This is a genomic window from Telluria sp. LT2P80 (genome assembly GCF_059685955.1).
In genome coordinates, this window is record NZ_JCASIO010000003.1 from 417721 (window position 1) to 438445 (window position 20725).

19 protein-coding genes are annotated in these 20725 nt (G+C 63.7%); 1 reads left to right on the forward strand and 18 read right to left on the reverse strand.

Features of this window, described 5'->3' with window-relative positions:
* Nucleotides 1-2: 2 nt before the first annotated feature.
* The 3 genes from AC56LW_RS11085 to ppsA form a co-directional block, all read right to left on the reverse strand.
* Nucleotides 3-923 carry an SPFH domain-containing protein gene (locus tag AC56LW_RS11085; protein WP_499572401.1) on the reverse strand — a complete coding sequence of 307 codons (921 nt, stop codon included), beginning with the start codon at nucleotides 921-923 and terminating at the stop codon, nucleotides 3-5.
* Nucleotides 924-974: 51 nt separating this feature from the next.
* A complete protein-coding gene (locus tag AC56LW_RS11090; RefSeq protein WP_332531613.1) occupies nucleotides 975-1397 on the reverse strand; it encodes an NfeD family protein in 423 nt (140 codons plus the stop codon).
* A 91-nt stretch (nucleotides 1398-1488) separates the two neighbouring features.
* Nucleotides 1489-3921 (reverse strand): phosphoenolpyruvate synthase, encoded by a 2433-nt coding sequence (gene ppsA / locus AC56LW_RS11095; RefSeq protein WP_499634235.1) that lies wholly within the window; start codon nucleotides 3919-3921, stop codon nucleotides 1489-1491.
* A 197-nt stretch (nucleotides 3922-4118) separates the two neighbouring features.
* Here ppsA and ppsR point away from each other — a divergent pair, with 197 nt between their 5' ends.
* Complete coding sequence (gene ppsR, locus AC56LW_RS11100; RefSeq protein ID WP_183552950.1) at nucleotides 4119-4976, forward strand: posphoenolpyruvate synthetase regulatory kinase/phosphorylase PpsR; 858 nt, start codon at nucleotides 4119-4121, stop codon at nucleotides 4974-4976.
* A 548-nt stretch (nucleotides 4977-5524) separates the two neighbouring features.
* On the opposite strand, the gene AC56LW_RS11105 is transcribed toward ppsR, so the two are convergent.
* The 15 genes from AC56LW_RS11105 to pyrH form a co-directional block, all read right to left on the reverse strand.
* Nucleotides 5525-6721 (reverse strand): EAL domain-containing response regulator, encoded by a 1197-nt coding sequence (locus AC56LW_RS11105; RefSeq protein WP_499634237.1) that lies wholly within the window; start codon nucleotides 6719-6721, stop codon nucleotides 5525-5527.
* 50 nt (nucleotides 6722-6771) lie between these two features.
* The gene (locus AC56LW_RS11110) at nucleotides 6772-7557 is read right to left on the reverse strand and encodes a TrmH family RNA methyltransferase (protein ID WP_499634238.1); all 786 of its coding nucleotides are present in this window, start codon (nucleotides 7555-7557) and stop codon (nucleotides 6772-6774) included.
* Complete coding sequence (gene rnhB, locus AC56LW_RS11115; RefSeq protein ID WP_499634239.1) at nucleotides 7554-8222, reverse strand: ribonuclease HII; 669 nt, start codon at nucleotides 8220-8222, stop codon at nucleotides 7554-7556. The genes AC56LW_RS11110 and rnhB overlap by 4 nt, the downstream gene beginning before the upstream one ends.
* Nucleotides 8219-9421: a lipid-A-disaccharide synthase gene (lpxB, locus tag AC56LW_RS11120; protein ID WP_499634241.1), complete on the reverse strand. Its 1203-nt coding sequence runs from the start codon at nucleotides 9419-9421 to the stop codon at nucleotides 8219-8221. Before lpxB ends, rnhB begins: the two co-directional genes overlap by 4 nt.
* A complete protein-coding gene (lpxA, locus tag AC56LW_RS11125; protein WP_258834502.1) occupies nucleotides 9405-10193 on the reverse strand; it encodes an acyl-ACP--UDP-N-acetylglucosamine O-acyltransferase in 789 nt (262 codons plus the stop codon). Before lpxA ends, lpxB begins: the two co-directional genes overlap by 17 nt.
* Nucleotides 10194-10202: 9 nt before the next feature.
* Nucleotides 10203-10715, reverse strand: coding sequence for a 3-hydroxyacyl-ACP dehydratase FabZ (gene fabZ, locus AC56LW_RS11130; protein ID WP_332531607.1), 513 nt, complete (start codon nucleotides 10713-10715; stop codon nucleotides 10203-10205).
* Nucleotides 10712-11761 carry a UDP-3-O-(3-hydroxymyristoyl)glucosamine N-acyltransferase gene (lpxD, locus tag AC56LW_RS11135; protein WP_499634243.1) on the reverse strand — a complete coding sequence of 350 codons (1050 nt, stop codon included), beginning with the start codon at nucleotides 11759-11761 and terminating at the stop codon, nucleotides 10712-10714. Before lpxD ends, fabZ begins: the two co-directional genes overlap by 4 nt.
* Before the next feature lie 57 nt (nucleotides 11762-11818).
* Complete coding sequence (locus tag AC56LW_RS11140; protein ID WP_332531605.1) at nucleotides 11819-12364, reverse strand: OmpH/Skp family outer membrane protein; 546 nt, start codon at nucleotides 12362-12364, stop codon at nucleotides 11819-11821.
* A gap of 40 nt (nucleotides 12365-12404) precedes the next feature.
* Nucleotides 12405-14753, reverse strand: a complete 2349-nt coding sequence (bamA, locus tag AC56LW_RS11145; protein WP_332531604.1) for an outer membrane protein assembly factor BamA — start codon at nucleotides 14751-14753, stop codon at nucleotides 12405-12407.
* Between the two features lie 81 nt (nucleotides 14754-14834).
* Complete coding sequence (gene rseP, locus AC56LW_RS11150; protein ID WP_499634244.1) at nucleotides 14835-16172, reverse strand: RIP metalloprotease RseP; 1338 nt, start codon at nucleotides 16170-16172, stop codon at nucleotides 14835-14837.
* 17 nt (nucleotides 16173-16189) lie between these two features.
* Entirely contained in the window at nucleotides 16190-17362 is a 1173-nt protein-coding gene (gene ispC / locus AC56LW_RS11155; protein ID WP_499634245.1) for a 1-deoxy-D-xylulose-5-phosphate reductoisomerase, read from the reverse strand.
* A gap of 12 nt (nucleotides 17363-17374) precedes the next feature.
* Entirely contained in the window at nucleotides 17375-18205 is an 831-nt protein-coding gene (locus tag AC56LW_RS11160) for a phosphatidate cytidylyltransferase (protein WP_258834508.1), read from the reverse strand.
* Nucleotides 18206-18958: a polyprenyl diphosphate synthase gene (gene uppS / locus AC56LW_RS11165; RefSeq protein WP_332531600.1), complete on the reverse strand. Its 753-nt coding sequence runs from the start codon at nucleotides 18956-18958 to the stop codon at nucleotides 18206-18208.
* Between the two features lie 175 nt (nucleotides 18959-19133).
* Nucleotides 19134-19694 carry a ribosome recycling factor gene (gene frr, locus AC56LW_RS11170; protein WP_183552974.1) on the reverse strand — a complete coding sequence of 187 codons (561 nt, stop codon included), beginning with the start codon at nucleotides 19692-19694 and terminating at the stop codon, nucleotides 19134-19136.
* A 25-nt stretch (nucleotides 19695-19719) separates the two neighbouring features.
* Entirely contained in the window at nucleotides 19720-20436 is a 717-nt protein-coding gene (gene pyrH / locus AC56LW_RS11175) for a UMP kinase (RefSeq protein ID WP_183552976.1), read from the reverse strand.
* Nucleotides 20437-20725 lie beyond the last annotated feature (289 nt).

Below are 20725 nucleotides of genomic sequence, written 5' to 3' on the forward strand. Positions count from 1 at the left end.
GTTCATCGCTGCGCCTTGACGATCTGCAGGGCGCTGGCGATGGCGGTGCTGATGTCGCCCATATTCGCGGGCACGATCAGCGTATTGTTGGTCTTGGCCAGGTTGGCAAAGGCGTCCACATAATGCTCGGCCACGCGCAGGCTGACGGCGTCCATCCCGCCCGGCGACTGGATTGCATCGCCCACCTGCCGCAGTGCCGACGCGCTGGCTTCGGCCAGCGCGACAATCGCCGTCGCTTCACCCATCGCGCGGTTGATGGCCGCCTGCTTCTCCCCTTCCGAGCGCGCGATCGACGCCTCGCGCTCACCACTGGCGATATTGATCTGCTCCTGGCGCCGGCCTTCCGACGCCGCGATCAGCGCCCGCTTTTCGCGTTCAGCCGTGATCTGGGCCTGCATCGCATGCAGGATCTCCGCCGGTGGCGTCAGGTCCTTGATTTCATAGCGCAGCACCTTCACGCCCCAGTTGGCGGCCGATTCATCGATCGCATTGACGATGTGGGTGTTGATATGGTCGCGCTCTTCGAACGTTTTATCCAGTTCCATCTTGCCGATCACCGAGCGCAGCGTGGTCTGGGCCAGTTGCGTGATCGCCTGCAGATAGTTCGATGAACCGTACGACGCGCGCATCGCATCGGTCACCTGAAAGTACAGGATGCCGTCGACCTGCAACTGCGTGTTGTCGCGCGTGATGCAGACCTGCGGCGGCACGTCGAGCGGGATTTCCTTGAGGCTGTGCTTGTAGGCGACGCGGTCGACGAACGGCACCACGATGTTCAGGCCCGGCGCCAGCGTGGCATGGTATTTACCGAGGCGCTCGACGACCCAGGCGTTCTGCTGCGGCACCACGTTGATGGTCTTGAAGACGAAGACCAACGCGACGACAAAAATGATCAGTGCGACGATGCTGAGGGTCGATTCCATGGGTTTCCTTTGGAGTTGGATTGAATCCGGATTGGATGGGACGGTTCTGGTCTACCGGCGAGCCACGATCAGGCGATTGCCCTGCACTTCGACGATTTCGTGCTCGCCCGGCTGCGCGTCCTGGCCAGGCTGCAGTTCGACGTCCCACAACGCGCCCCGGTACATGACGCGGGCACGCCCGCCGTGCCACTGCGGCACGCTGACGCGCTGGCCGATGTCGAGGTTGATGCTCGGGTCATTCGCCGCCGGGCGCCGGCCGCTGCGGGCAAAGCGCGTGCGGCGCAGGACCAGCGTTGCCGCGATCCCGATCGCTGCCGCGACGAGCGTCTGCAGCGCGCCGCTTGCGCCCAGCCACGCAGCCAGTGCGCCGAAGACGAGGCCCAGCGCAATCATCAGCAGATAGAACGTGCCGATGAACAGCTCGGCCACGATGAGTAGCCCGGCCCCGATCAGCCAGTAGGTCCAGTCGGCCATGGTGTGTCTCCTTTTTATTGTGGTGAAAAAAAACCCCCGCTACCCGAAATGGATAGCGGGGGCCTCGCGAGCACTGTGTGCCCGCCCTTGCTTACATCTTCGCCAGCTTTTGCCAGGTGTCGATCACCGAGTCAGGATTGAGCGACATCGACTCGATGCCCTCTTCCACCAGCCACTGCGCGAAATCAGGATTGTCCGATGGACCCTGGCCGCAGATGCCGATGTACTTGCCCTTGGCGCGGCAGGCCTTGATCGCCATCGACAGCAGCGCCTTGACAGCCGGATCGCGCTCGTCGAAGTCCTTGGCCAGCAGCTCCATGCCCGAATCGCGGTCCAGGCCCAGCGTCAGCTGGGTCAGGTCGTTCGAACCGATCGAGAAGCCGTCGAAGAACTCGAGGAACTGCTCGGCCAGGATGGCGTTGGATGGCACTTCGCACATCATGATCAGGCGCAGGCCGTTCTCGCCGCGCACCAGGCCGTTCTTGGCCAGCAGGTTCACGACTGCCTCGGCCTGGCCGAGCGTGCGCACGAACGGGATCATCAGCTCGACGTTGGTCAGGCCCATCTCGTTACGCACGCGCTTCATGGCCGTGCACTCCATCGCGAACGATTCGGCGAAATCGTCGGCCAGATAACGCGCCGCGCCGCGGAAGCCCAGCATCGGGTTTTCTTCGTCCGGCTCGTAGCGCGAACCGCCGATCAGCTTCTTGTACTCGTTCGACTTGAAGTCGGACAGGCGCACGATGACCGGCTTTGGCCAGAACGCGGCAGCGATCGTCGACACGCCTTCGACCAGCTTGTCGACGTAGAAGGCGCGTGGCGATGCATGGCCACGGGCGACCGATTCGACGGCTTTTTTCAGGTCGGCGTCGATGTTCGGGTATTCGAGGATCGCCTTCGGGTGCACGCCGATATTGTTGTTGATGATGAACTCGACGCGCGCCAGGCCCACGCCGCTGTTCGGCACCGACTGGAAGTCGAAGGCCAGCTGCGGGTTGCCGACGTTGAGCATGATCTTGGTCTTGATCGGTGGCAGTTCGCCACGCGCGACTTCGGTTACTTCGGTTTCGAGCAGGCCGTCGTAGATCATGCCTTCGTCGCCTTCGGCGCAGGAGACGGTGACCAGCGTGCCGTCCTTGAGGACGTCGGTGGCGTCGCCGCAGCCGACGACGGCCGGCACGCCCAGTTCACGCGCGATGATCGCTGCGTGGCAGGTACGGCCGCCACGGTTGGTGACGATCGCTGCGGCGCGCTTCATGACCGGTTCCCAGTTCGGATCGGTCATGTCGGCCACCAGCACGTCGCCCGGCTGGACGCGGTCCATTTCGGACGGGTCGGTGATCACGCGCACGCGGCCGGCGCCGATCTTCTGGCCGATTGCGCGGCCGTGGGTCAGCACGGTGCCCGTGCCCTTCAGGTGGAAGCGCTGCTGCGCGTCGGTCGACTTCTGCTGCGACTTGACGGTCTCTGGACGCGCCTGCAGGATGTACAGCTTGCCGTCGCGGCCATCCTTGCCCCACTCGATGTCCATCGGACGGCCGTAGTGGTTTTCGATGATGACGGCGTACTTGGCCAGCTCGATGATTTCTTCTTCGACCAGCGAATAGCGGTTGCGCATTTCGATCGGCACGTCGACGGTCTTGACCGAGCGGCCGGCCTTGGCTTCGGCGGTGAATTCCATCTTGATCAGCTTGGAGCCGATATTGCGGCGGATGACGGCCGACTTGCCCATTTCGAGCATCGGCTTGTGGACATAGAATTCGTCCGGGTTCACGGCGCCCTGCACGACGGTCTCGCCCAAGCCGTAGCTCGAGGTGATGAAGACGACGTCCTTGAAGCCCGATTCGGTGTCGATGGTGAACATGACGCCGGCGGCGCCGGTATCCGAGCGCACCATGCGCTGCACGCCGGCCGACAGCGCGACTTCGGCGTGGGTGAAGCCTTTGTGCACGCGGTACGAGATCGCGCGGTCGTTGTACAGCGAGGCGAAGACGTGCTTCATCGCCTCGAGCACGTTGTCGATGCCGACGACGTTCAGGAACGACTCCTGCTGGCCGGCGAACGACGCATCCGGCAAATCTTCGGCGGTGGCCGACGAACGCACGGCGAACGAGACTTCGGTTTCCGAATCGGCGAACAGGCGCTCGTAGAAGTTGCGGATTTCTTGTTCGAGGCGCGGCTGGAATGGCGTGGCGACGATCCACTCGCGGATCTCGGCGCCGGCGACGGCCAGCGAACGCACGTCGTCGATGTCGAGGTTGTCGAGGCGGCGCGCAATGCGCTCGCCGAGCGACGCGCCGCCGTCGATGCTGTGATCGAGGAAGTCGCGGAAGGCATCGGCCGTGGTGGCAAAGCCGGTTGGCACGCGCACGCCGGCGCCCGCCAGTTGGCTGATCATTTCGCCGAGGGACGCGTTCTTGCCGCCGACCGACTCGACGTCGGTCATGCGCAGCTCTTCGAACGACGCGACGTAGACGCGGTCGGCCTGCCCCGGTTGGATCGCTGCAGTAGCTGGATTGGTCATGATAAAAAACACCTTACTTGATGATGGAAACCTGTGGGTGCATCGGTGCAAGGCGGGGGCGCGATTCGCGTATTCTTGTTATTCTGGCCCGCGTGCAGCACAATGCAAAATCCGTTGCCGAGCATTCTACCCCGCAAGTCGGGGATGTGCAGCGCACTTTACATGCAACTCTGTCAGCAAAGCTTAACAAACAGACCATGATCGACGATCCCCAGTCCCTGCCCGCACTGGCGCCGGCCCCCTCCCGCACCGTGTTCTTCGTCTCCGACGGCACCGGCATCACTGCGGAGACGTTCGGTCACGCGGTCCTGAGCCAGTTCGAGATGCGTTTCCGGCAGATCCGCCTGCCCTTCATCGACTCCATCGAAAAAGCGCACGACGCCGCGCGCCGCATCAACGACAGTTTCGCGTTGCACGGCCAGCGGCCGATCGTGTTCTCGACGCTGGTCAAGCACGACCTGTCGAGCGTGATCCGCTCGGCCAAGGGCATGCACATGGACCTGTTCCAGACTTTCGTCGCGCCGCTCGAGCAAGAACTGGACGTCAAGTCGACGCACACGATTGGCCGCATCCACAACGCGGTCGACAGCGAAGAATACAAGAACCGCATCGAAGCCATCAACTTCTCGCTCGCGCACGACGATGGCCAGTCGCACAAGAACCTGGCCGATGCCGATGTGATCCTGGTCGGGGTGTCACGCTCAGGGAAAACGCCAACAAGTTTGTACCTGGCGATGCAATACGGCCTGAAGGCCGCCAACTACCCATTGATCCCGGACGACTTCGAGCGCGGCCGCCTGCCGAGCAACCTGCCGCCGTACAAGGCCAAGCTGTTCGGCCTGACGATCACGCCCGAACGCCTCTCGCAGATCCGCAACGAACGCCGCGCCGGCAGCAAATACGCGTCCATCGAAAACTGCCGCTACGAAGTCAACGAAGCCGAGCTCCTGATGCGCCGCGAAGGCATCCGCTGGCTCTCGTCAACGACGAAATCCATCGAAGAAATCGCCACAACGATTCTCCAAGAAATCGCCCCCGACCGCCGCGAATACTGAACAATTAGGGTCAGAGTCGAATTATTGAGCAATTTCTTTTTCATCCCGGCGGATTCAAGCCGGGATAACTTCAACTTGCGCCAGAGCTCTTGAATCCCAATTAGGGTCAGAGTCGAATTGTTTGACAACTTTTGAAATCAAAGCGACCTCAATCAGATGAGGTCGCTTTTTTAGTGGGAAATTGCCCAACAATTCGACTCTGACCCTAATTGCCGATTAATTGATTGGAGCTCAGGATTGAGAATAGAAGGACTTGCGCCATAAATCGGAGGTGTCACCCGACGCCGATTGCCCGGGCTGCTGTTGAAGACCAACATTAACAGTCGGGCCGGCAAGTAAACCGAGGCGGACTGGCAATAAACAATGAGGGTCAGAGTCGAATTGTTTGACAACTTTCTCGAATTAAACATCCTCAATAAGATGAGACTGCTCATTCAAAGATAAATTGCTCAATAAATCTACTCTGACCCTAATTGTTAGAGCTCAGTAAAAAGGAAATTGCCCAACAATTCTACTCTGACCCTAATTGTTGGGCTATTGGGTGGGGGCTAGAAGTATTGGCGCCAGTCGCTTAGCCAGGCGGGGAAGGCGGCGGAGGGCATGGGATTGGCGATGTGGTAGCCCTGGGCGTAGGTGCAGCCTAGGGCTTGCAGGAAGTCCCAGTCGCGGCGGGTTTCGACGCCGACGGCGACCGATTTGCGGTCCAGGCTGTGGGCCAGGCTCAGGCAGGAGCGCAGGAGCGTGCTCAGCGGCAAGCGGCGTGAGGCGCCGTCGACGAAGCTGCGGTCGATCTTCAATTCGGTGAACGGGATACGCGCCAGCAGCTGCAGGTTTGAGCGACCGGTGCCGTAGTCGTCGATGGCCAGCCCAAAACCCATCATCCGCAGCCGGACCAGGCGCTCGATGAAGTCCGGGTCCGTGTTCAGCACCGACGATTCCGAGATCTCGAATGTCACGTCGGTAGCAGCGACCCCGTGGCGCTCCAGGCACGCCGACATCTGGCGCACGAATGCGGGGTGAGCAAGTGTCTCGGAGGCGATGTTCAGCGAGATCGGGATGGCGATGTCCTGGTCCTGCAGCCAGCGCCGGCGCTCCACCGACAACTCGATCATGCTCCAGTCGAGGAAGTCGATGCGGCCACTCTCGGCCAGCGCATCGACGAACGAGGCTGGCCCCAGCACGCCGTGCTCAGGATGGTTCCAGCGTGCGAACACCTCGAGGCCTTTGACCTGTCCCGTCGCCAGCTCGATCTTCGGCTGGAAGTACGGCTCGAACTGGCGCTTTTGCAGGCCAATGCCCACTTGCTGGAACGTGAAGCGCGGCTCGGCTGGCGCCTGCGTGAAGCGCGGCAGCGGCGTGTAGTTCTCCAGCACCGGCTTGAGCGTCACGGCGGTGACCGGTCGGGCGATGGCGCCGAGCAGCTCGATGCCGAAGGCTTCGGCCAGCGTTTCGACGGAGAACAGCAGGCCGGCCGGCTGCGCGCCGGTCACGATCAGGCGCGCGGCGCACTTGATCTCGCCCAAGCGCCGCAGCAGCGTCAAGCCGTCCATGCCGGGCAAGTCCAGGTCGATCAGTGCGACGTTGACGAGCGGCGTGGTCCCGGCTTCCAGCGCCTGCAGCGCAGCCGCGCCGTCGGCGACGTCGGTGACCTGGCCGGCGCCGAGTTGTCCCAGCAAGGCGACCAGCGCCCGGCGCTCGGAAAGGTCGGCTTGCGCCACCAGAAAATGCAAATGCGCGATGTCCATCGTTACTCCACGTTACAAGCCGCTAGCCTACTGGATGGCGCAGGCGCCGTCTATGCCTGCTGCTGGCGCAGGCCTTCAAAGAAGCACACGGCGGCGCAGGCGGCGACGTTGAGCGACTCGACCTGGCCAAGATGCGGCACCGCGACACGGTGCGTGGCCAGCTCCAGCACCTCGGTCGATACGCCCTGCCCTTCGTGTCCCAGCACCCACGCCACAGGTAGCCGCAGGTCCAGCGCATACAGGCCCTCGGCCGCATAGCCGCTGGTGGCCAGCACCGGCACCTGCGCCGTGCGCACCAGGTCCGCCAGTTCGACATGCTCGAAAATCTCCAGCACGAAGTGCGCGCCCATCGCCGCGCGCAGCACCTTCGGCGACCAGCAGAACGCGGTGCCGGGGCTGCAGTACACCTGCTTGATGCCGGCGGCAGCAGCGCTGCGCAGGATCGAGCCGACGTTACCCGGGTCCTGCACGCCATCGAGCAGCAGGCTGGCCATCACCAGCGCCGGCGCGGTCGCCGGCTGCGGCGTGTCGATCACGAACAGCAGGTGCACGCCGTGCTCGACCTGGCTGACAGCGTTGAACAGTGCATCGGGCAGCGCCGTCACCGGCGCGTTGACGGCGCCGCAGCGTGCAACGATGGCCTGTACTTCGGGATTGCCCAGCGCGCCCTCGGACACCACGCAGTGGCGCGGTGCGCCGCGCAATTCGAGCCAGGTCTGGCACAGGTGCACGCCGTCTAACAGGCTGTGGCCGGCCTTGCGGCGCGCCTGCGAGCTGGTGGCCAACGCCTTGATCTCTTTGTAGAACGCGTTGTCGCGCGAAGTGATGGTCTTCATGGGTTCACCACATCGCCAACCATGGCACCAAACAGGTCGGTCTGCAGCATCCCGCGCACCGGTGCGAACGAGCGCCGGTGCGCCGGCGACGGCCCGTGTGCGCCCAGGCGTTCCAGATGCAGCGCGGTGCCGTAGCCCTTGTGCTGGTCGAAGCCGTATTGCGGATACTGTTCGTGCAGCCGCACCAGCGCCGCGTCGCGCGCGGTCTTGGCCAGGATCGAGGCCGCCGAAATCGCGTTGACCTTGTCGTCGCCCTTGACGATCGCGTGCGCACGCACCGTCAGCTCGGGACAGCGGTTGCCGTCGATGAGCGCGATCGTCGGCGCATGCTGCAGCGCCTCCACCGCGCGCCGCATCGCCAGCATCGTCGCCTGCAGGATGTTGATGCTGTCGATTTCTTCGCACGAGCATTCGGCCACCGCCCAGGCCAGCGCCTGGGCGCGGATCAGCGGCGCGAGTTCATCGCGCCGTGCGGCGGTCAGCTTTTTTGAATCGCGCAGGCCGTCGATCGGGCGGCGCGGATCGAGGATGACGGCGGCCGCGAACACGGGCCCCGCCAGCGGGCCGCGGCCCGCTTCATCGACGCCGCACACGATGTCCAGTGCGGTGAACGGCCGGCCCCTGGTAGGCAGGCCCGGATACAGATTGATTCTTGTCTTGGTCATCTACGTGGTGCGGGCGCGGTGCGCCCGATAATCTGCAGCACCGCCTGCGCGCTCTCTTCGGCGCTGTTGCGCAGCAGGCTGTGGTGCATGTCGAGGAAGCGCTGCGCCAGGCGCTCGCGCCCCGCGGTGTCTTCCAGCTGGTGCCAGACGGCGTCGGCCATTGCTTGAGGCGTGGCCGCATGCTGCAGCAATTCCGGCACGACGAATTCGCGCGCCAATATGTTCGGCAGGCCGATCCACGGCTGGTAACCCATATGCCGCATGATTTCCCACGAGGCGCGCATGACCTTGTAGGCGATCACCATCGGCTTCTTGAATAGCGCGACTTCAAGGGTGGCCGTACCCGAGGCGACCAGCACCGCGTCGGCGGCGGCAATCGCCGTATGGGAGCCTTCGGCGGTCACCATCAGCTCCACGCCCTGCAGGCCGGCTGCGGTAACGATCTGGTCGAAGTACGCCCGTTGGCGCTCGCCGGCCATCGGCACGACAAAGCGCAGGCCCGGATCGCGCGCCGCCAGCAGCTGCACGGCGCGCACGAATGGCTCGGCCAGGTATTTCAGTTCGCCCATCCGGCTGCCCGGCATGACGGTGACGACGCGCGCATCGACCGGCAAACCAAGCGCGCGGCGCGCACCGGCCACGTCAGGCTCGAGCGGAATCGTCTCGGCCAGTGGGTGTCCGATATAAGTCACCGGCACGCCGGCAGCGCGATAGATCGCTTCTTCGAACGGGAAGATGACGAGCATGTGCGACACGGCGCGCTGGATCTTCTTGATGCGGCCACCGCGCCAGGCCCAGATCTGCGGCCCGATGAAGTGCACCGTCGGGATGCCCGCCGCGCGCAACTGCTCTTCCAGGCCCAGGTTGAAGCCAGGGTAGTCGGCGCCGATGAAGGCAGCCGGCCGCTCGGCGATCAACCGATCGCGCAGGCGGCTCTGGATGCCCTTGAGTTCGCGGTAGCGGGGAATGACTTCGAACAGACCGCGCACAGTCAACAGGTCCATCGGGACGTCGCTGACCATGCCCTGCTCGATCATGCGCGGCCCACCGATACCGTGGAAGCGCGCGTCGGGCAGGTGCGGCCGCAGGCCGGCCAGCAGACGCGCCGCCAGCATGTCGCCGGATGCTTCGCCGGCCACCAGGGCCAGCGACACATCGCGGGCCGCGGCGGACGGCACGCCGTCAGCGAACGATGCCACGGCTCGCGGTGCCGAGGAAATCGCGCAGCAGGCGAATGTCGTTTGCCGCCGCTGGCAGGCGTTCTTCTTCGGCCTGCAGCGCCGCTTTCGATTCTTCGAGCGTCAGGCCATTCCGGTACAGCAGCTTGTAGGCGCTGCGGATGCCGTCGAGCTGCTCACGCGTGAAGCCGCGGCGCTTGAGACCTTCGAGGTTGACGCCGCGCGCACCGGCCGGGTTACCCGACACCAGCACGTACGGCGGCACGTCCTGCGTCAGGCTCGTGTACATGCCGATGAACGCGTGGGCGCCGATCTTGCAGAACTGGTGCACACCGACGAAGCCGGACAGGATCGCCCAGTCACCCACGTGCACGTGGCCCGCGAGCTGTGCATTGTTCGAGAAGATCGTGTTGCTGCCCACCTGGCAGTCGTGCGCCAGGTGGACGTAGGCCGAAATCCAGTTGTCGTTGCCCAGGCGCGTGACGCCTTCATCCTGCACCGTGCCCAGGTTGAAGCTGACAAATTCACGCACCGTATTGCGGTCGCCCACTTCCAGCCGGGTCGGCTCGCCCTGCCACTTCTTGTCCTGTGGCGCAGCGCCAATGGAGCAGAACTGGAAGAACTTGTTGTCCTTGCCGATCGTCGTGTGGCCGTCGATAACGACGTGCGGCCCGATGACGGTGCCGGCATCGATGCGCACGTTCGGGCCGACGATCGAGTAGGCCCCGACCTCGACCGAGCTGTCGAGCTGCGCCTGCGGATCGACGATCGCGGTTGGATGAATCTTGCTCATCACGTCTCCTTACTCGGGCGTGGACGCAGCCGGTGCCGCCTCGGCGCCTTTCATCGGCGCTTCGGCAGCGCCCCGGATCGTGCACATCAAATCGCCTTCGACAGCGACCTTGCCGTCGACCGTGGCCACGGCCTTGTATTTCCAGATGCCGCGCGAGACGCGGACGATTTCCACTTCCATGCGCAGCTGGTCGCCCGGCTCCACTGGCCGCTTGAAGCGCGCATTGTCGATGCCGACGAAGTACACGACCGAGTTTTCATCGGGCTTGACGCCCATGGTCATGAACGACAGGATCGCGGCGGTCTGCGCCATCGCTTCGATCATCAGGACGCCCGGCATCACCGGCTTGTGCGGGAAGTGGCCGTTGAAGAATTCTTCGTTGATGGTGACGTTCTTGATCGCGACGATGCGCTTGCCCAGTTCGACGTCCAGCACGCGGTCGACCAGCAGCAGCGGATAGCGGTGCGGCAGGTATTCCTTGATCTGGTTGATGTCGAGGGTGGTGAGTTCTGGCGTAGTCATTGTTGTTCTGTAAGGGTTTTGATGGTTTTCTCGAGCGCGCGCAGTTTTTCGCGCATCGAGCCCAGGTTGCGCACGATCGCTGCGCTGCGTTCCCATTCGGCGTTCTTGGCCAGTGGGTAAAAGCCCGTGTACTGGCCCGGTTCGAGCACCGAGCGCGAGACCATGCTGCCCGATGAGATATGCACGTTATCGGCGATCTCGAGGTGGCCCAGCACCATGGCGGCGCCGCCGAACGTGCAGCGGCTGCCGATCTTGGCGCTGCCGGCCACGCCGACGCAGCCGGCCATCGCGGTGTGCGCGCCGATGCGGGTGTTGTGGCCGATCTGGATCTGGTTGTCGAGCTTGACGCCATCTTCGATGATCGTGTCTTCGAGCGCGCCGCGGTCGATCGTCGTGTTGGCGCCGATGTCGACGTCGTCGCCGATCAGCACACGCCCGGTCTGCGGAATCTTGATGTACACGCCGCCTTCGTTGGCAAAGCCGAAGCCGTCGGTGCCGATCACAGCGCCCGAATGCAGGATGCCCCGCTTGCCGATCTCGCAGCCAGCGTGGAACGTCACGTTCGCAAACAGATGCGTGCCTTCGCCGATGACGGCATTGCGCCCGACGTAGCAGCCGGCGTCGATGACGGCCTGCGCTTTGACGACGGCGCCTTCGTCGATCGTCACGTGCGGCCCGATATGGGCGCTCGGGTCGATCACGGCGCTGTCGGAGACGACGGCGCTCGGGTGCACGCCTGCGGGCGGCACGTGATCCGTCAGCGAAGCGAAATACTGCGCCGCGCGGGCAAAGTATGCGTAAGGGTTGGTGGTGACGATGCGCGCGCCTTCATAGGTCGCGGCCACCGTCGGGTCGTCCAGCGGCGACAGGATCAGGGCCGCGGCCCCGCTTTGCGCCGCCAGTGCGCGCAGCTTGCTGTTGGAAAGGAAGCTGATGTGCGAAGCGCCGGCCGTGTCCAGGGGAGCAATCGCCGTAACCTCGAGGTTCGGGTCGCCCACCAGCTGTCCGCCGAAGCGCTCGACCAAATCGCCTAGTCGAATGCCCATCTCGGTCTTTCAGTGTGAGTCAAAATCGGTAAAGCAGGAAAACACTGCCGACAGGTGTTACTTATCGAGCAGCTTGAGGATCTTGTCGGTGATGTCCACGCGTGGATTCACCCACGCCGCTTCGACCAGCACCGCGTCGAGCTTTTCGGCTTCGGCGTACTGCTCCACGAGCTTGTAGGCCTTCTGGGCGATCGCGGCGCGTTCTTCGTTCTTGCGCTGCTGCAGGTCTTCCTGGAACTCGCGCTGCATGCGCTCGACGTCTTTCTGCATGTTGAACAGCTCGCGCGCTCGGCGCGTGCGTTCCAGCTCGGCCAGACTGCTGCCTTCGGCATCGAACTTCTCGGACGCGCCCTTGAACTTGCCGACCATCTCTTCGACGGCCTTCTGACGCTTGGAGAATTCGGCCGCCAGCTTGGCGTCGGCCGCCTTGGCCATCTTGGAGTCGGTCATCAGGCGCTCGGTGTAGACGAAGCCGATGCGGCCCGTCGCCACCTGCGCCTGCGCCTGTGCCAGCGGCGACGCGCACACCGCGGCCAGCAGCAAGGCTGGCGCCACGGTGGGCTTGAAGCCGTCAGGCAGCGAGGCAATCAGATTTTTCAACATAAAGTCTCTCGCAATCGTTCTTCAGGACGCAGTGGGCCGGTCAGAAACCAGTACCCATCTGGAACTGGAAGCGCTCCAGGCGGTCACCCGGCAGCGAATTCAGCGGCTTAGCATAACTCAACTTGAGCGGACCGACCGGGGAAATCCAGGACAGACCGATACCAGCCGAGTAGCGGAACTCGCCGAAGCGGATCTTCGCATCCTCTTGGAACACCTGGCCGCCGTCGGCGAAGGTGAACCAGCGCAGGCTGCGGTCGGTGCCGCTGCCCGGGAACGGGAACTGCAGTTCGGCGTTGACGATGATGCGTTTCGAGCCGCCAATCGCATCGTAGTAGCGCTGGTCGACCACGCCCAGCGACGAGCTCTCGTAGCCGCGCACCGAACCGATGCCGCCGGCATAGAAGTTCTTGAAGACCGGGTAGGCGCTGCCGCCGATGCCCTTGCCGTAATCGAACTCGCCGCGCAGGGCCAGCGTCATCCAGCGCGTGACTGGCTTCCACCACTGGTGTTCGTACACGAGGCGGTAGTACTTGGCGTCGCCGATCGCATCGACTTCGAAGTTGGCGCGCTGGAAGCGGCCGCGGCTCGGGGTCACGGCGCTGTCGCGCGTGTCGCGGCCCCATGCCACCGTCAATGGAATCGCGTTGGTGGTGGCCGAACCCACACCGCTGGCCGGGCCGCCGTTCTGGCGCACGAACGTCTGGTAGATGCTCGGCGACGATTCGTCGGTTTCCAGTTCGGTGCGTTCCAGGCCCGCGCCGAAGTAGACGGTATCGGACTCGGAGAACGGCACGCCGAACGTCATGTTGCCGCCGGTCTGACGCACCGTGTACGAACCGATGTTCAGCGCCGGTGGACGCGATGTGCGCAGGTACAGCGAGAATGCGCGCGAGACGCCGTCATCGGTGAAATACGGATTGGTCTGCGAGAACGCGATCGTCCGGTTGTACTTGCTGGTATTGAGTTCGATACCGACCGTGTTGCCGCTGCCGGCGAAGTTGGCTTGCGAGATCGACGCGGTGAACGTGAACTTCTCGGACTGCGAGAAGGCGCCGCCGATCATGAAGTTACCGGTCGGTTTTTCTTCGACGGCGATGTTCACGTCGACCTGATCGGACGTGCCTGGCGACTCGGGCGTCTCCACTTTCACGTCCTTGAAGTAGCCGAGGCGGTCGACGCGGTCGCGCGAGAGCTTGACGCGGTTGGCGTCGTACCACGAGCTCTCGAACTGGCGGAATTCGCGGCGGATGACTTCATCGCGGGTCACCGTGTTGCCCGAGATGTTCATGTGGCGCACGTAGGCGCGCTTGCCCGGATCGACGAAGAACGTGAAGGCCACTTCGCGCTTTTCGCGGTTCAGTTCAGGGTTGGCCGTGACGTTGGCGAACGCGTAGCCGAAGGTGCCCAGGCGATCGGAGATCAGCTTGTTGGTGCCCTCTTGCAGGTCGCCCACGTAGGTCTTGCCCGGCTGGAGCAGGATCAGCTGCTTGAGCTCTTCTTCGCGGCCGAACATCTCGCCTTCGAGCTTGACGCTCGAGACGGTGTACTGCTCGCCTTCGGTGATGTTGAGCGTCAGGTAGATGTCGCGTTTATCCGGCGTAATCGACACTTGCGTCGATTCGACGTTGGCTTCGAGGTAGCCGTGATTCAGGTACCACGACTTGATCTTTTCCAGGTCGCCGGTGAGCTTCTGCTTGGAATACTGGTCGGCCTTGGAGTACCAGGTGAACCAGCCCGACGGGCGCAGTTCGAGCAGCTGGCGCAGCTCTTTGTCGCTGAACGCCTTGTTGCCGATGATGTTGATGCCCTTGATCTTGGCGACATCGCCTTCGTCCACGTTGAACATGATCGTGACGCGGTTGCGTTCGATCGGGGTCACGGTGGTGGTGATCTTGACGCCGTACAGGCCATGCGACAGGTACTGGCGCTTGAGTTCCTGCTCGGCGCGGTCGACCGACGCCTTGTCGAAGATCTTGGTCTGGGCCACGCCGATTTCGGACAGCGCCTTGACCAGCATGTCTTTTTCGAATTCCTTGGTGCCCGTGAAGTCGACCGACGAAATCGCCGGACGCTCTTCGACCAGCACGACCAGCACGCCGTTTTCTTCTTCGAGGCGGATGTCCTTGAAGAAGCCGGTTGCGTACAACGCCTTGATCGCGCTCGAGGCCTTGACGTCGTCGAAGGTCTCGCCCACGCGCACCGGCAGGTAGCTGAACACGGTGCCTGCCTCGGTACGCTGGATGCCCTCGACCCGGATGTCCTTGACGACGAACGGGTTGACGGCCATGGCATTATTTGCGTACAGCGTGGCGCACAGCGCCACGACGGCGGAGCCAATCAGGCTGCGGCGAATGAACGGCAAGGCGAAACGATCTGGTTGTGATTTCATTGGCTGGATCAAAGGGTCACTCATTTGGACAACGATTGCTTGGTGATTTGACTGGGCTCCCGGGGAGCGAACCGCGGGCGGCTAGAGTAAGCGTCCCAGGTCGTTGAAGACGGCGAGCGCCATCAGCATGAACAGCAGGCCGACCCCGGCGCGCTGTGCGAACTCGACGACGCGCACAGAAACAGGACGCCCGGTCAAAACTTCCAGCGAATAATACAGTAAATGGCCACCATCCAGAACGGGAATTGGTAACAAATTCATGACGCCTAAGCTGATACTAATGAAGGCAATAAACTGTAAATAGCTGACGAGCCCAATGCGGGCGGTCTGTCCGGCGTAATCGGCGATCGTGATCGGACCGGTCACATTTTTCAATGACGCTTCGCCGGTAATCATCTTGCCGATCATTTTCAGCGTCATCGTGGACGTTTCCCAGGTGCGCTCGGCACCGCGTGCGATGGCATCGAACGGGCCTGACGAGACGGTCACCATCTCGGGCGCCTGCGCCACCATCGCCTTGATCACGCCGCGGCCGCTGGCGTCCGCCTCGGGCGTGAGCGACAACGTGACCGGGGTTCCGGCGCGCTGCACCTCGACCTGCAGCGCGCGGCCAGGCGCGGCGCGCACTGCCTCGATGAAGGCGATGCCATCCACCACCGGCGCGCCGTTCAGGCGCAGCACGAGGTCACCGGCCTGCAGGCCGGCGCGCTGCCCTGCCCCATCGGCGATCACCTTGTCGATGCGCGGCTGCGGGCGCCACAGGTCCAGGCCCAGCGTAGCCATCACATCGCTGTCGACATCGAGCTTGCCGATGACGGACGCGGGCAGCACCACGGTGTAGGCTCCGCCGCCCGTGCTGCGCAGATCCAGGCGCGCATCGGTCTTGTCGACCGCCGCGTGCATGATCTGCCAGCGCAGCTCGGACCACGAGCGCACGGCGCTGCCATTGACGGCAACCACGGTCTCGCCGCCGCGCACGCCGGCGCGGTAGGCGTCCGTCGATTCGGCCACGGCGCGCAGGCGCGCCGACGGCTCGTCCACGCCGTGCATGAACAGTGCCGCCATCAGGACGATCGCCAGCGCGAAGTTCGACAGCGGCCCGGCGGCGACGATGGCGATGCGCTTCCAGACGTTCTGGCGCGTGAATTCGCGGGCCAGCTCACTCTTGTCGATCGGGCCGGCGTCGGGATCGCGGCTGTCCAGGAACTTGACATAGCCGCCCAGCGGCAGCAGCGACACTGCCCACTCGGTCTGGTCGCGTCCGAAGCGGCGCGACCAGACGACGCGGCCCATGCCGATCGAAAAACGCAGCACCTTGACGCCGCAGGCACGCGCCACCAGGTAGTGACCCAGCTCGTGGATCACGATCAGGGGGCCGAGCGCCAGCGCGAACGCCAGCACGGTGTAAAGCAGGGTCATTGGGCGGTATCCGTCAATCAGTGCAGGCTGGCGACCGCATGCGCTGCGGCCTCGCGGGCACGCGCATCCTGGGCCAGCACGGCCTCGATCGACGGCGCCGGGCCGTGCTCGACGGCGTCGAGTGCATGGCGGATGACGCGGTCGATGTCGCGGAAACCAATGCGGCGCTCGAGGAACGCGTCCACGGCCACTTCATTGGCGGCGTTGAGCAGTGCCGGGGCGGTGCCGCCGGCGCGCAGCGCGTCGAAGGCCAGTGCCAGGCACGGGAAGCGCGTGAAGTCGGGTGGGAAGAACTGCAACGCCGCCATCTGCGTCAGGTCGAGCTGGGCGACGCCGGATGCGATCCGGTCCGGGTACGCCAGCGCGTGCGCGATCGGCGTGCGCATGTCGGGATTGCCCAGTTGCGCCAGCACCGAGCCGTCGACGTACGACACCATCGAGTGGATCACGCTTTGCGGGTGGATCACGACTTCGATCTGGTCGGCCGGCGCGCCGAACAGCCAGTGGGCTTCGATCACTTCGAGACCCTTGTTCATCATGGTCGCAGAATCTACCGAAATCTTGCGGCCCATGACCCAGTTCGGGTGCTTGCAGGCTTCGTCCGGGGTCACGTCGCCAAGCGTTTCGACGGCGCGGTTCAGGAACGGGCCGCCCGATGCGGTGAGTAAAATCTTGGCCACGCCGGCCGCTGCCGGCACGCGGCCAAAGGCCGCAGGCAGCGACTGGAAGATGGCATTGTGTTCGCTGTCGATCGGCAGCAGCGTGGCGTTGTGCTCGCGCACGGCGTCCATGAACAGCTGGCCGGACATGACCAGCGCTTCCTTGTTCGCCAGCAGGACCTTCTTGCCGGCGCGGGCCGCAGCCAGCGTGGGGGCCAGGCCGGCGGCGCCGACGATGGCAGCCATCACGGTGTCGGTATCGGCGCTTGACGCGATATCGCACAGCGCCTGCTCGCCGTATTCCACACTGGTGGGCAGGTCGGCAATCAGCGCCGCCAGGCGCGCGGCCGCGTCGGCGCTACCGACCACGGCACGTGCGGGACGGCAGCTGCGGCAGGCGGCGGCCAGCTCTTCCACACGGGTGTGGGCGCTCAGCGCGTACACCTGGTATTGCTCCGGATGGCGCGCCAGCACGTCGAGGGTCGAGGCGCCGATCGAGCCGGTGGCGCCCAGAATGGTAATGCGTTGCATGTGAACTTCCTTCTAGAGCCAGGTGGCGATCAGCGCCGCCAGTGGCAGGACCGGCACGAGTGCGTCGATCCGGTCCAGCACGCCGCCGTGGCCCGGCAGCAGATTGCTGCTGTCCTTGGCGCCGGCGCGGCGTTTGAGCTGGGATTCGAACAGGTCGCCAACGACGCTGGCAACCACGATGAGGGCAATCACGGCGAACAGGCCGAGCCAGCCCAGGCCCGCCTGGACGCGCACGGCGAACGTGCCGGCGAAGGCTTCGCCACCAAACAGCACGGTGCAGGCAGCCAGCACCAGCGTAACGAGTCCGCCACCGATGGCGCCCTCCCACGATTTACCGGGCGAAATACTCGGCGCCAGCTTGCGCTTGCCGAAGGTCTTGCCGCATACATAGGCAAAGATGTCGGCGGCCCAGACGATCGCCAGCACCGACAGCAGCAGCACGGCCGAGTAATTGAACAGGTACACGATGGCCACGAAGCAGGCCACCAGCGAGATCGCATAGAGCAGGCTCAGCAAGGTGTTGGGCGTGCTCGACAGCGGCGGCAGGCCGAACTTGAGCGTGGGCGCGAAGCGCAGCGCCCACAACAGGACACCGATACCGAACCAGAAGGTTGGATTGCCCTGCTCACGCACGAAGAACGCGTAGGCAAAGGCCAGCGTCCAGGCGCCGGCGATCAGGAGCGCGCTACGGGCGCCGGGATTGAACAGGCGAAAACATTCCCAGATCGCGGCGCCAAAAAAGACGCAGGCCACCACCGCAAACGCCGTGTAATTGTTGGAGTACAGAACCGGCAGCAGGACTGCCAGCAGGACGAGTGCGGTGAGAATCCGGGTCTTGAGCATTTAGTTGGTCTTCTTCGCTACTTGGGCGCCGGTCTGGCCAAAGCGCCGTTCGCGCTCCTGGTAGGAGCCAATCGCCTCGTCCAGCGCCTTTGGCGTGAAGTCAGGCCAGAAGGTGTCGGTAAAGTGCAGCTCGGCATATGCCAGCTGCCACAACAGGAAATTCGAAATGCGTTCTTCGCCGCCGGTGCGGATGAACAGGTCGGGCTCAGGCGCATACGCCATCGCCAGGTGCGGCGCCAGCATCTCTTCACTGAACTCGGTGACGCCGGGGTTGGCTTTCACCATCTTGCCGGTTGCCTGCATGATATCCCAGCGGCCGCCATAGTTCGCGCACACGGTGACCGTCAGGCGCGTGTTGCCGGCCGTGCGGCGCTCGGCATTGGCGATCATGTCCTGCAGCTTGGCGTCGAAGCGGCTCAGGTCACCCACCACTTTCAGGCGGATATTATTGGCGTGCATCTTGGCGACTTCACGCTCGAGCGCCGTCACGAACAGGCGCATCAGCAGCGAGACTTCGTCGGCCGGCCGCCGCCAGTTCTCGGATGAGAACGCGAACAGCGTCAGGTACTCGACGCCACGCTCGACGCAGGCTTCCACCACGCCACGCACGGCTTCAACGCCCTTGACGTGACCAGCCACGCGCGGCAGCAAGCGTTTGGTTGCCCAGCGGCCATTACCGTCCATGATGATGGCGATATGACGTGGCACGGCGGACGTGACGGGGACGGCGGTGGTCGAGCTTTTGAACATCATGATTCCATAAAACTGCGCCATACAACTGCGCCATAAAACGTCGCCAGAGAACTGCGCTACAGAATTGCACCTGGCATTGCGCAATTGGCCAATCATAAGGCACGCGGACCGGCCGCGGCAAGTTGCCGGGGCCGGTCCGCAGGAAAGCCCGAGGGCTTGCCGATGAAATACCTGCTTACACCGTCAGGATTTCTTTTTCTTTCTCGCCCAGCAGCTTGTCGATGTCGGCCACGGCCTTGTCGGTCAGCTTCTGGATTTCGTCCGACGAACGGCGCTCGTCGTCTTCCGATGCGGTCTTGTCCTTGACCATTTTCTTCAGCGCTTCGTTGGCGTCGCGACGGATATTGCGCACGGCAATTTTCGCGTCTTCACCTTCGGACTTGGTCAGCTTGACCATTTCCTTGCGGCGCTCTTCGGTCAGCGGCGGGGTCGGCACGCGGATCATTTCGCCCTGCGACGACGGGTTCAGGCCCAGGTCGGCATCGCGGATGGCTTTTTCGATGGCTGCCAGCATCTTCTTTTCGAATGGCTGGACGCCGATCGTGCGGGCATCGACCAGGGTCAGGTTGGCGACCATCGGCAGCGCCGTTGGCGAACCGTAGTAGTCGACCGTGACGTGATCCAGAATGCCGGTGTGGGCGCGGCCGGTACGGACCTTGGCCAGATCGGCGCGCAGGGTTTCGATGGACTTGACCATGCGGTCTTGTGCGTTTTTCTTGACGTCAGCTAAGGACATGCTGCTCTCCTGTTGTTCAGTTAATTTAGACGTGGACCAGTGTACCTTCGTCTTCACCCATGATCACGCGCGTGAGCGCGCCGGGCTTGACGATGGAAAACACCTTGATCGGCAGTTTCTGGTCGCGGCACAGTGCGAACGCGGTGGCGTCCATCACTTGCAGGTGCTTCGAGATCGCTTCGTCGAACGTGATGCTCTCGTAGCGGGTCGCGGTTGGATCCTTGTTAGGATCGGCGCTGTAGACGCCGTCGACCTTGGTGGCTTTCAGGACGATCTCGGCCGAGATTTCGGCGCCGCGCAGGGCAGCAGCCGTATCGGTCGTGAAGAACGGGTTGCCGGTACCGGCGGCAAACACGACGACTTTGCCTTCTTCGAGGTATTGCAGCGCTTTCGGACGCACGTATGGCTCGACGACCTGCTCGATGGCGATGGCCGACATGACGCGGGCGGTGATGCCGACGTGACGCATCGCGTCCGCCAGTGCCAGCGCATTCATGACGGTGGCCAGCATGCCCATGTAGTCGGCGGTCGCGCGGTCCATGCCCTGGGCGCCGGGGGCGACGCCGCGGAAGATGTTGCCACCGCCAATGACGACCGCGATCTGCACGCCCAGCTTGGCCACTTCGGCCACGTCGGCCACCATGCGTTCGATGGTGGCGCGGTTGATGCCGAACTGATCGTCGCCCATCAGTGCTTCGCCAGACAGTTTCAGAAGGACACGTTGGTAAGCTGGTTTTGTCATGATGAAGCGGCTCCTTTAAGATATTGCTGTGGATCGAATTCGGGTCTGACCAACGCCTCGTGGGCGGGTCTCATCCGTGCCGGGACGGATGGGATTGTAAAACGGGTACGGCTTCGGGCGCGCTACGCATGGCGGACGCGACGATTGTTGGCCGGGCACTCATCCGAAATGATAACGGAGACGCAATATGCATCCTGCAAAACTTACGTTCGGATACCAAACCTAACCGGCTCCGCTTGCTGCCTCATCACCGCGCCGTCAACCATCACCGCGTGGGCGGCATAGCCGC

Coding starts and splice junctions, on each gene's coding strand:
- rnhB (WP_499634239.1), bottom strand. CDS start 8,222: ATGACCAAGACAAGAATCAATCTGTATCCGGGCCTGCCTACCAGGGGC.
- AC56LW_RS11090 (WP_332531613.1), bottom strand. CDS start 1,397: ATGGCCGACTGGACCTACTGGCTGATCGGGGCCGGGCTACTCATCGTG.
- AC56LW_RS11105 (WP_499634237.1), bottom strand. CDS start 6,721: ATGGACATCGCGCATTTGCATTTTCTGGTGGCGCAAGCCGACCTTTCC.
- AC56LW_RS11160 (WP_258834508.1), bottom strand. CDS start 18,205: ATGCTCAAGACCCGGATTCTCACCGCACTCGTCCTGCTGGCAGTCCTG.
- frr (WP_183552974.1), bottom strand. CDS start 19,694: ATGTCCTTAGCTGACGTCAAGAAAAACGCACAAGACCGCATGGTCAAG.
- rseP (WP_499634244.1), bottom strand. CDS start 16,172: ATGACCCTGCTTTACACCGTGCTGGCGTTCGCGCTGGCGCTCGGCCCC.
- ppsR (WP_183552950.1), top strand. CDS start 4,119: ATGATCGACGATCCCCAGTCCCTGCCCGCACTGGCGCCGGCCCCCTCC.
- AC56LW_RS11085 (WP_499572401.1), bottom strand. CDS start 923: ATGGAATCGACCCTCAGCATCGTCGCACTGATCATTTTTGTCGTCGCG.
- lpxA (WP_258834502.1), bottom strand. CDS start 10,193: ATGAGCAAGATTCATCCAACCGCGATCGTCGATCCGCAGGCGCAGCTC.
- bamA (WP_332531604.1), bottom strand. CDS start 14,753: ATGAAATCACAACCAGATCGTTTCGCCTTGCCGTTCATTCGCCGCAGC.
- AC56LW_RS11110 (WP_499634238.1), bottom strand. CDS start 7,557: ATGAAGACCATCACTTCGCGCGACAACGCGTTCTACAAAGAGATCAAG.
- uppS (WP_332531600.1), bottom strand. CDS start 18,958: ATGATGTTCAAAAGCTCGACCACCGCCGTCCCCGTCACGTCCGCCGTG.
- ispC (WP_499634245.1), bottom strand. CDS start 17,362: ATGCAACGCATTACCATTCTGGGCGCCACCGGCTCGATCGGCGCCTCG.
- ppsA (WP_499634235.1), bottom strand. CDS start 3,921: ATGACCAATCCAGCTACTGCAGCGATCCAACCGGGGCAGGCCGACCGC.
- AC56LW_RS11140 (WP_332531605.1), bottom strand. CDS start 12,364: ATGTTGAAAAATCTGATTGCCTCGCTGCCTGACGGCTTCAAGCCCACC.
- pyrH (WP_183552976.1), bottom strand. CDS start 20,436: ATGACAAAACCAGCTTACCAACGTGTCCTTCTGAAACTGTCTGGCGAA.
- lpxD (WP_499634243.1), bottom strand. CDS start 11,761: ATGGGCATTCGACTAGGCGATTTGGTCGAGCGCTTCGGCGGACAGCTG.
- fabZ (WP_332531607.1), bottom strand. CDS start 10,715: ATGACTACGCCAGAACTCACCACCCTCGACATCAACCAGATCAAGGAA.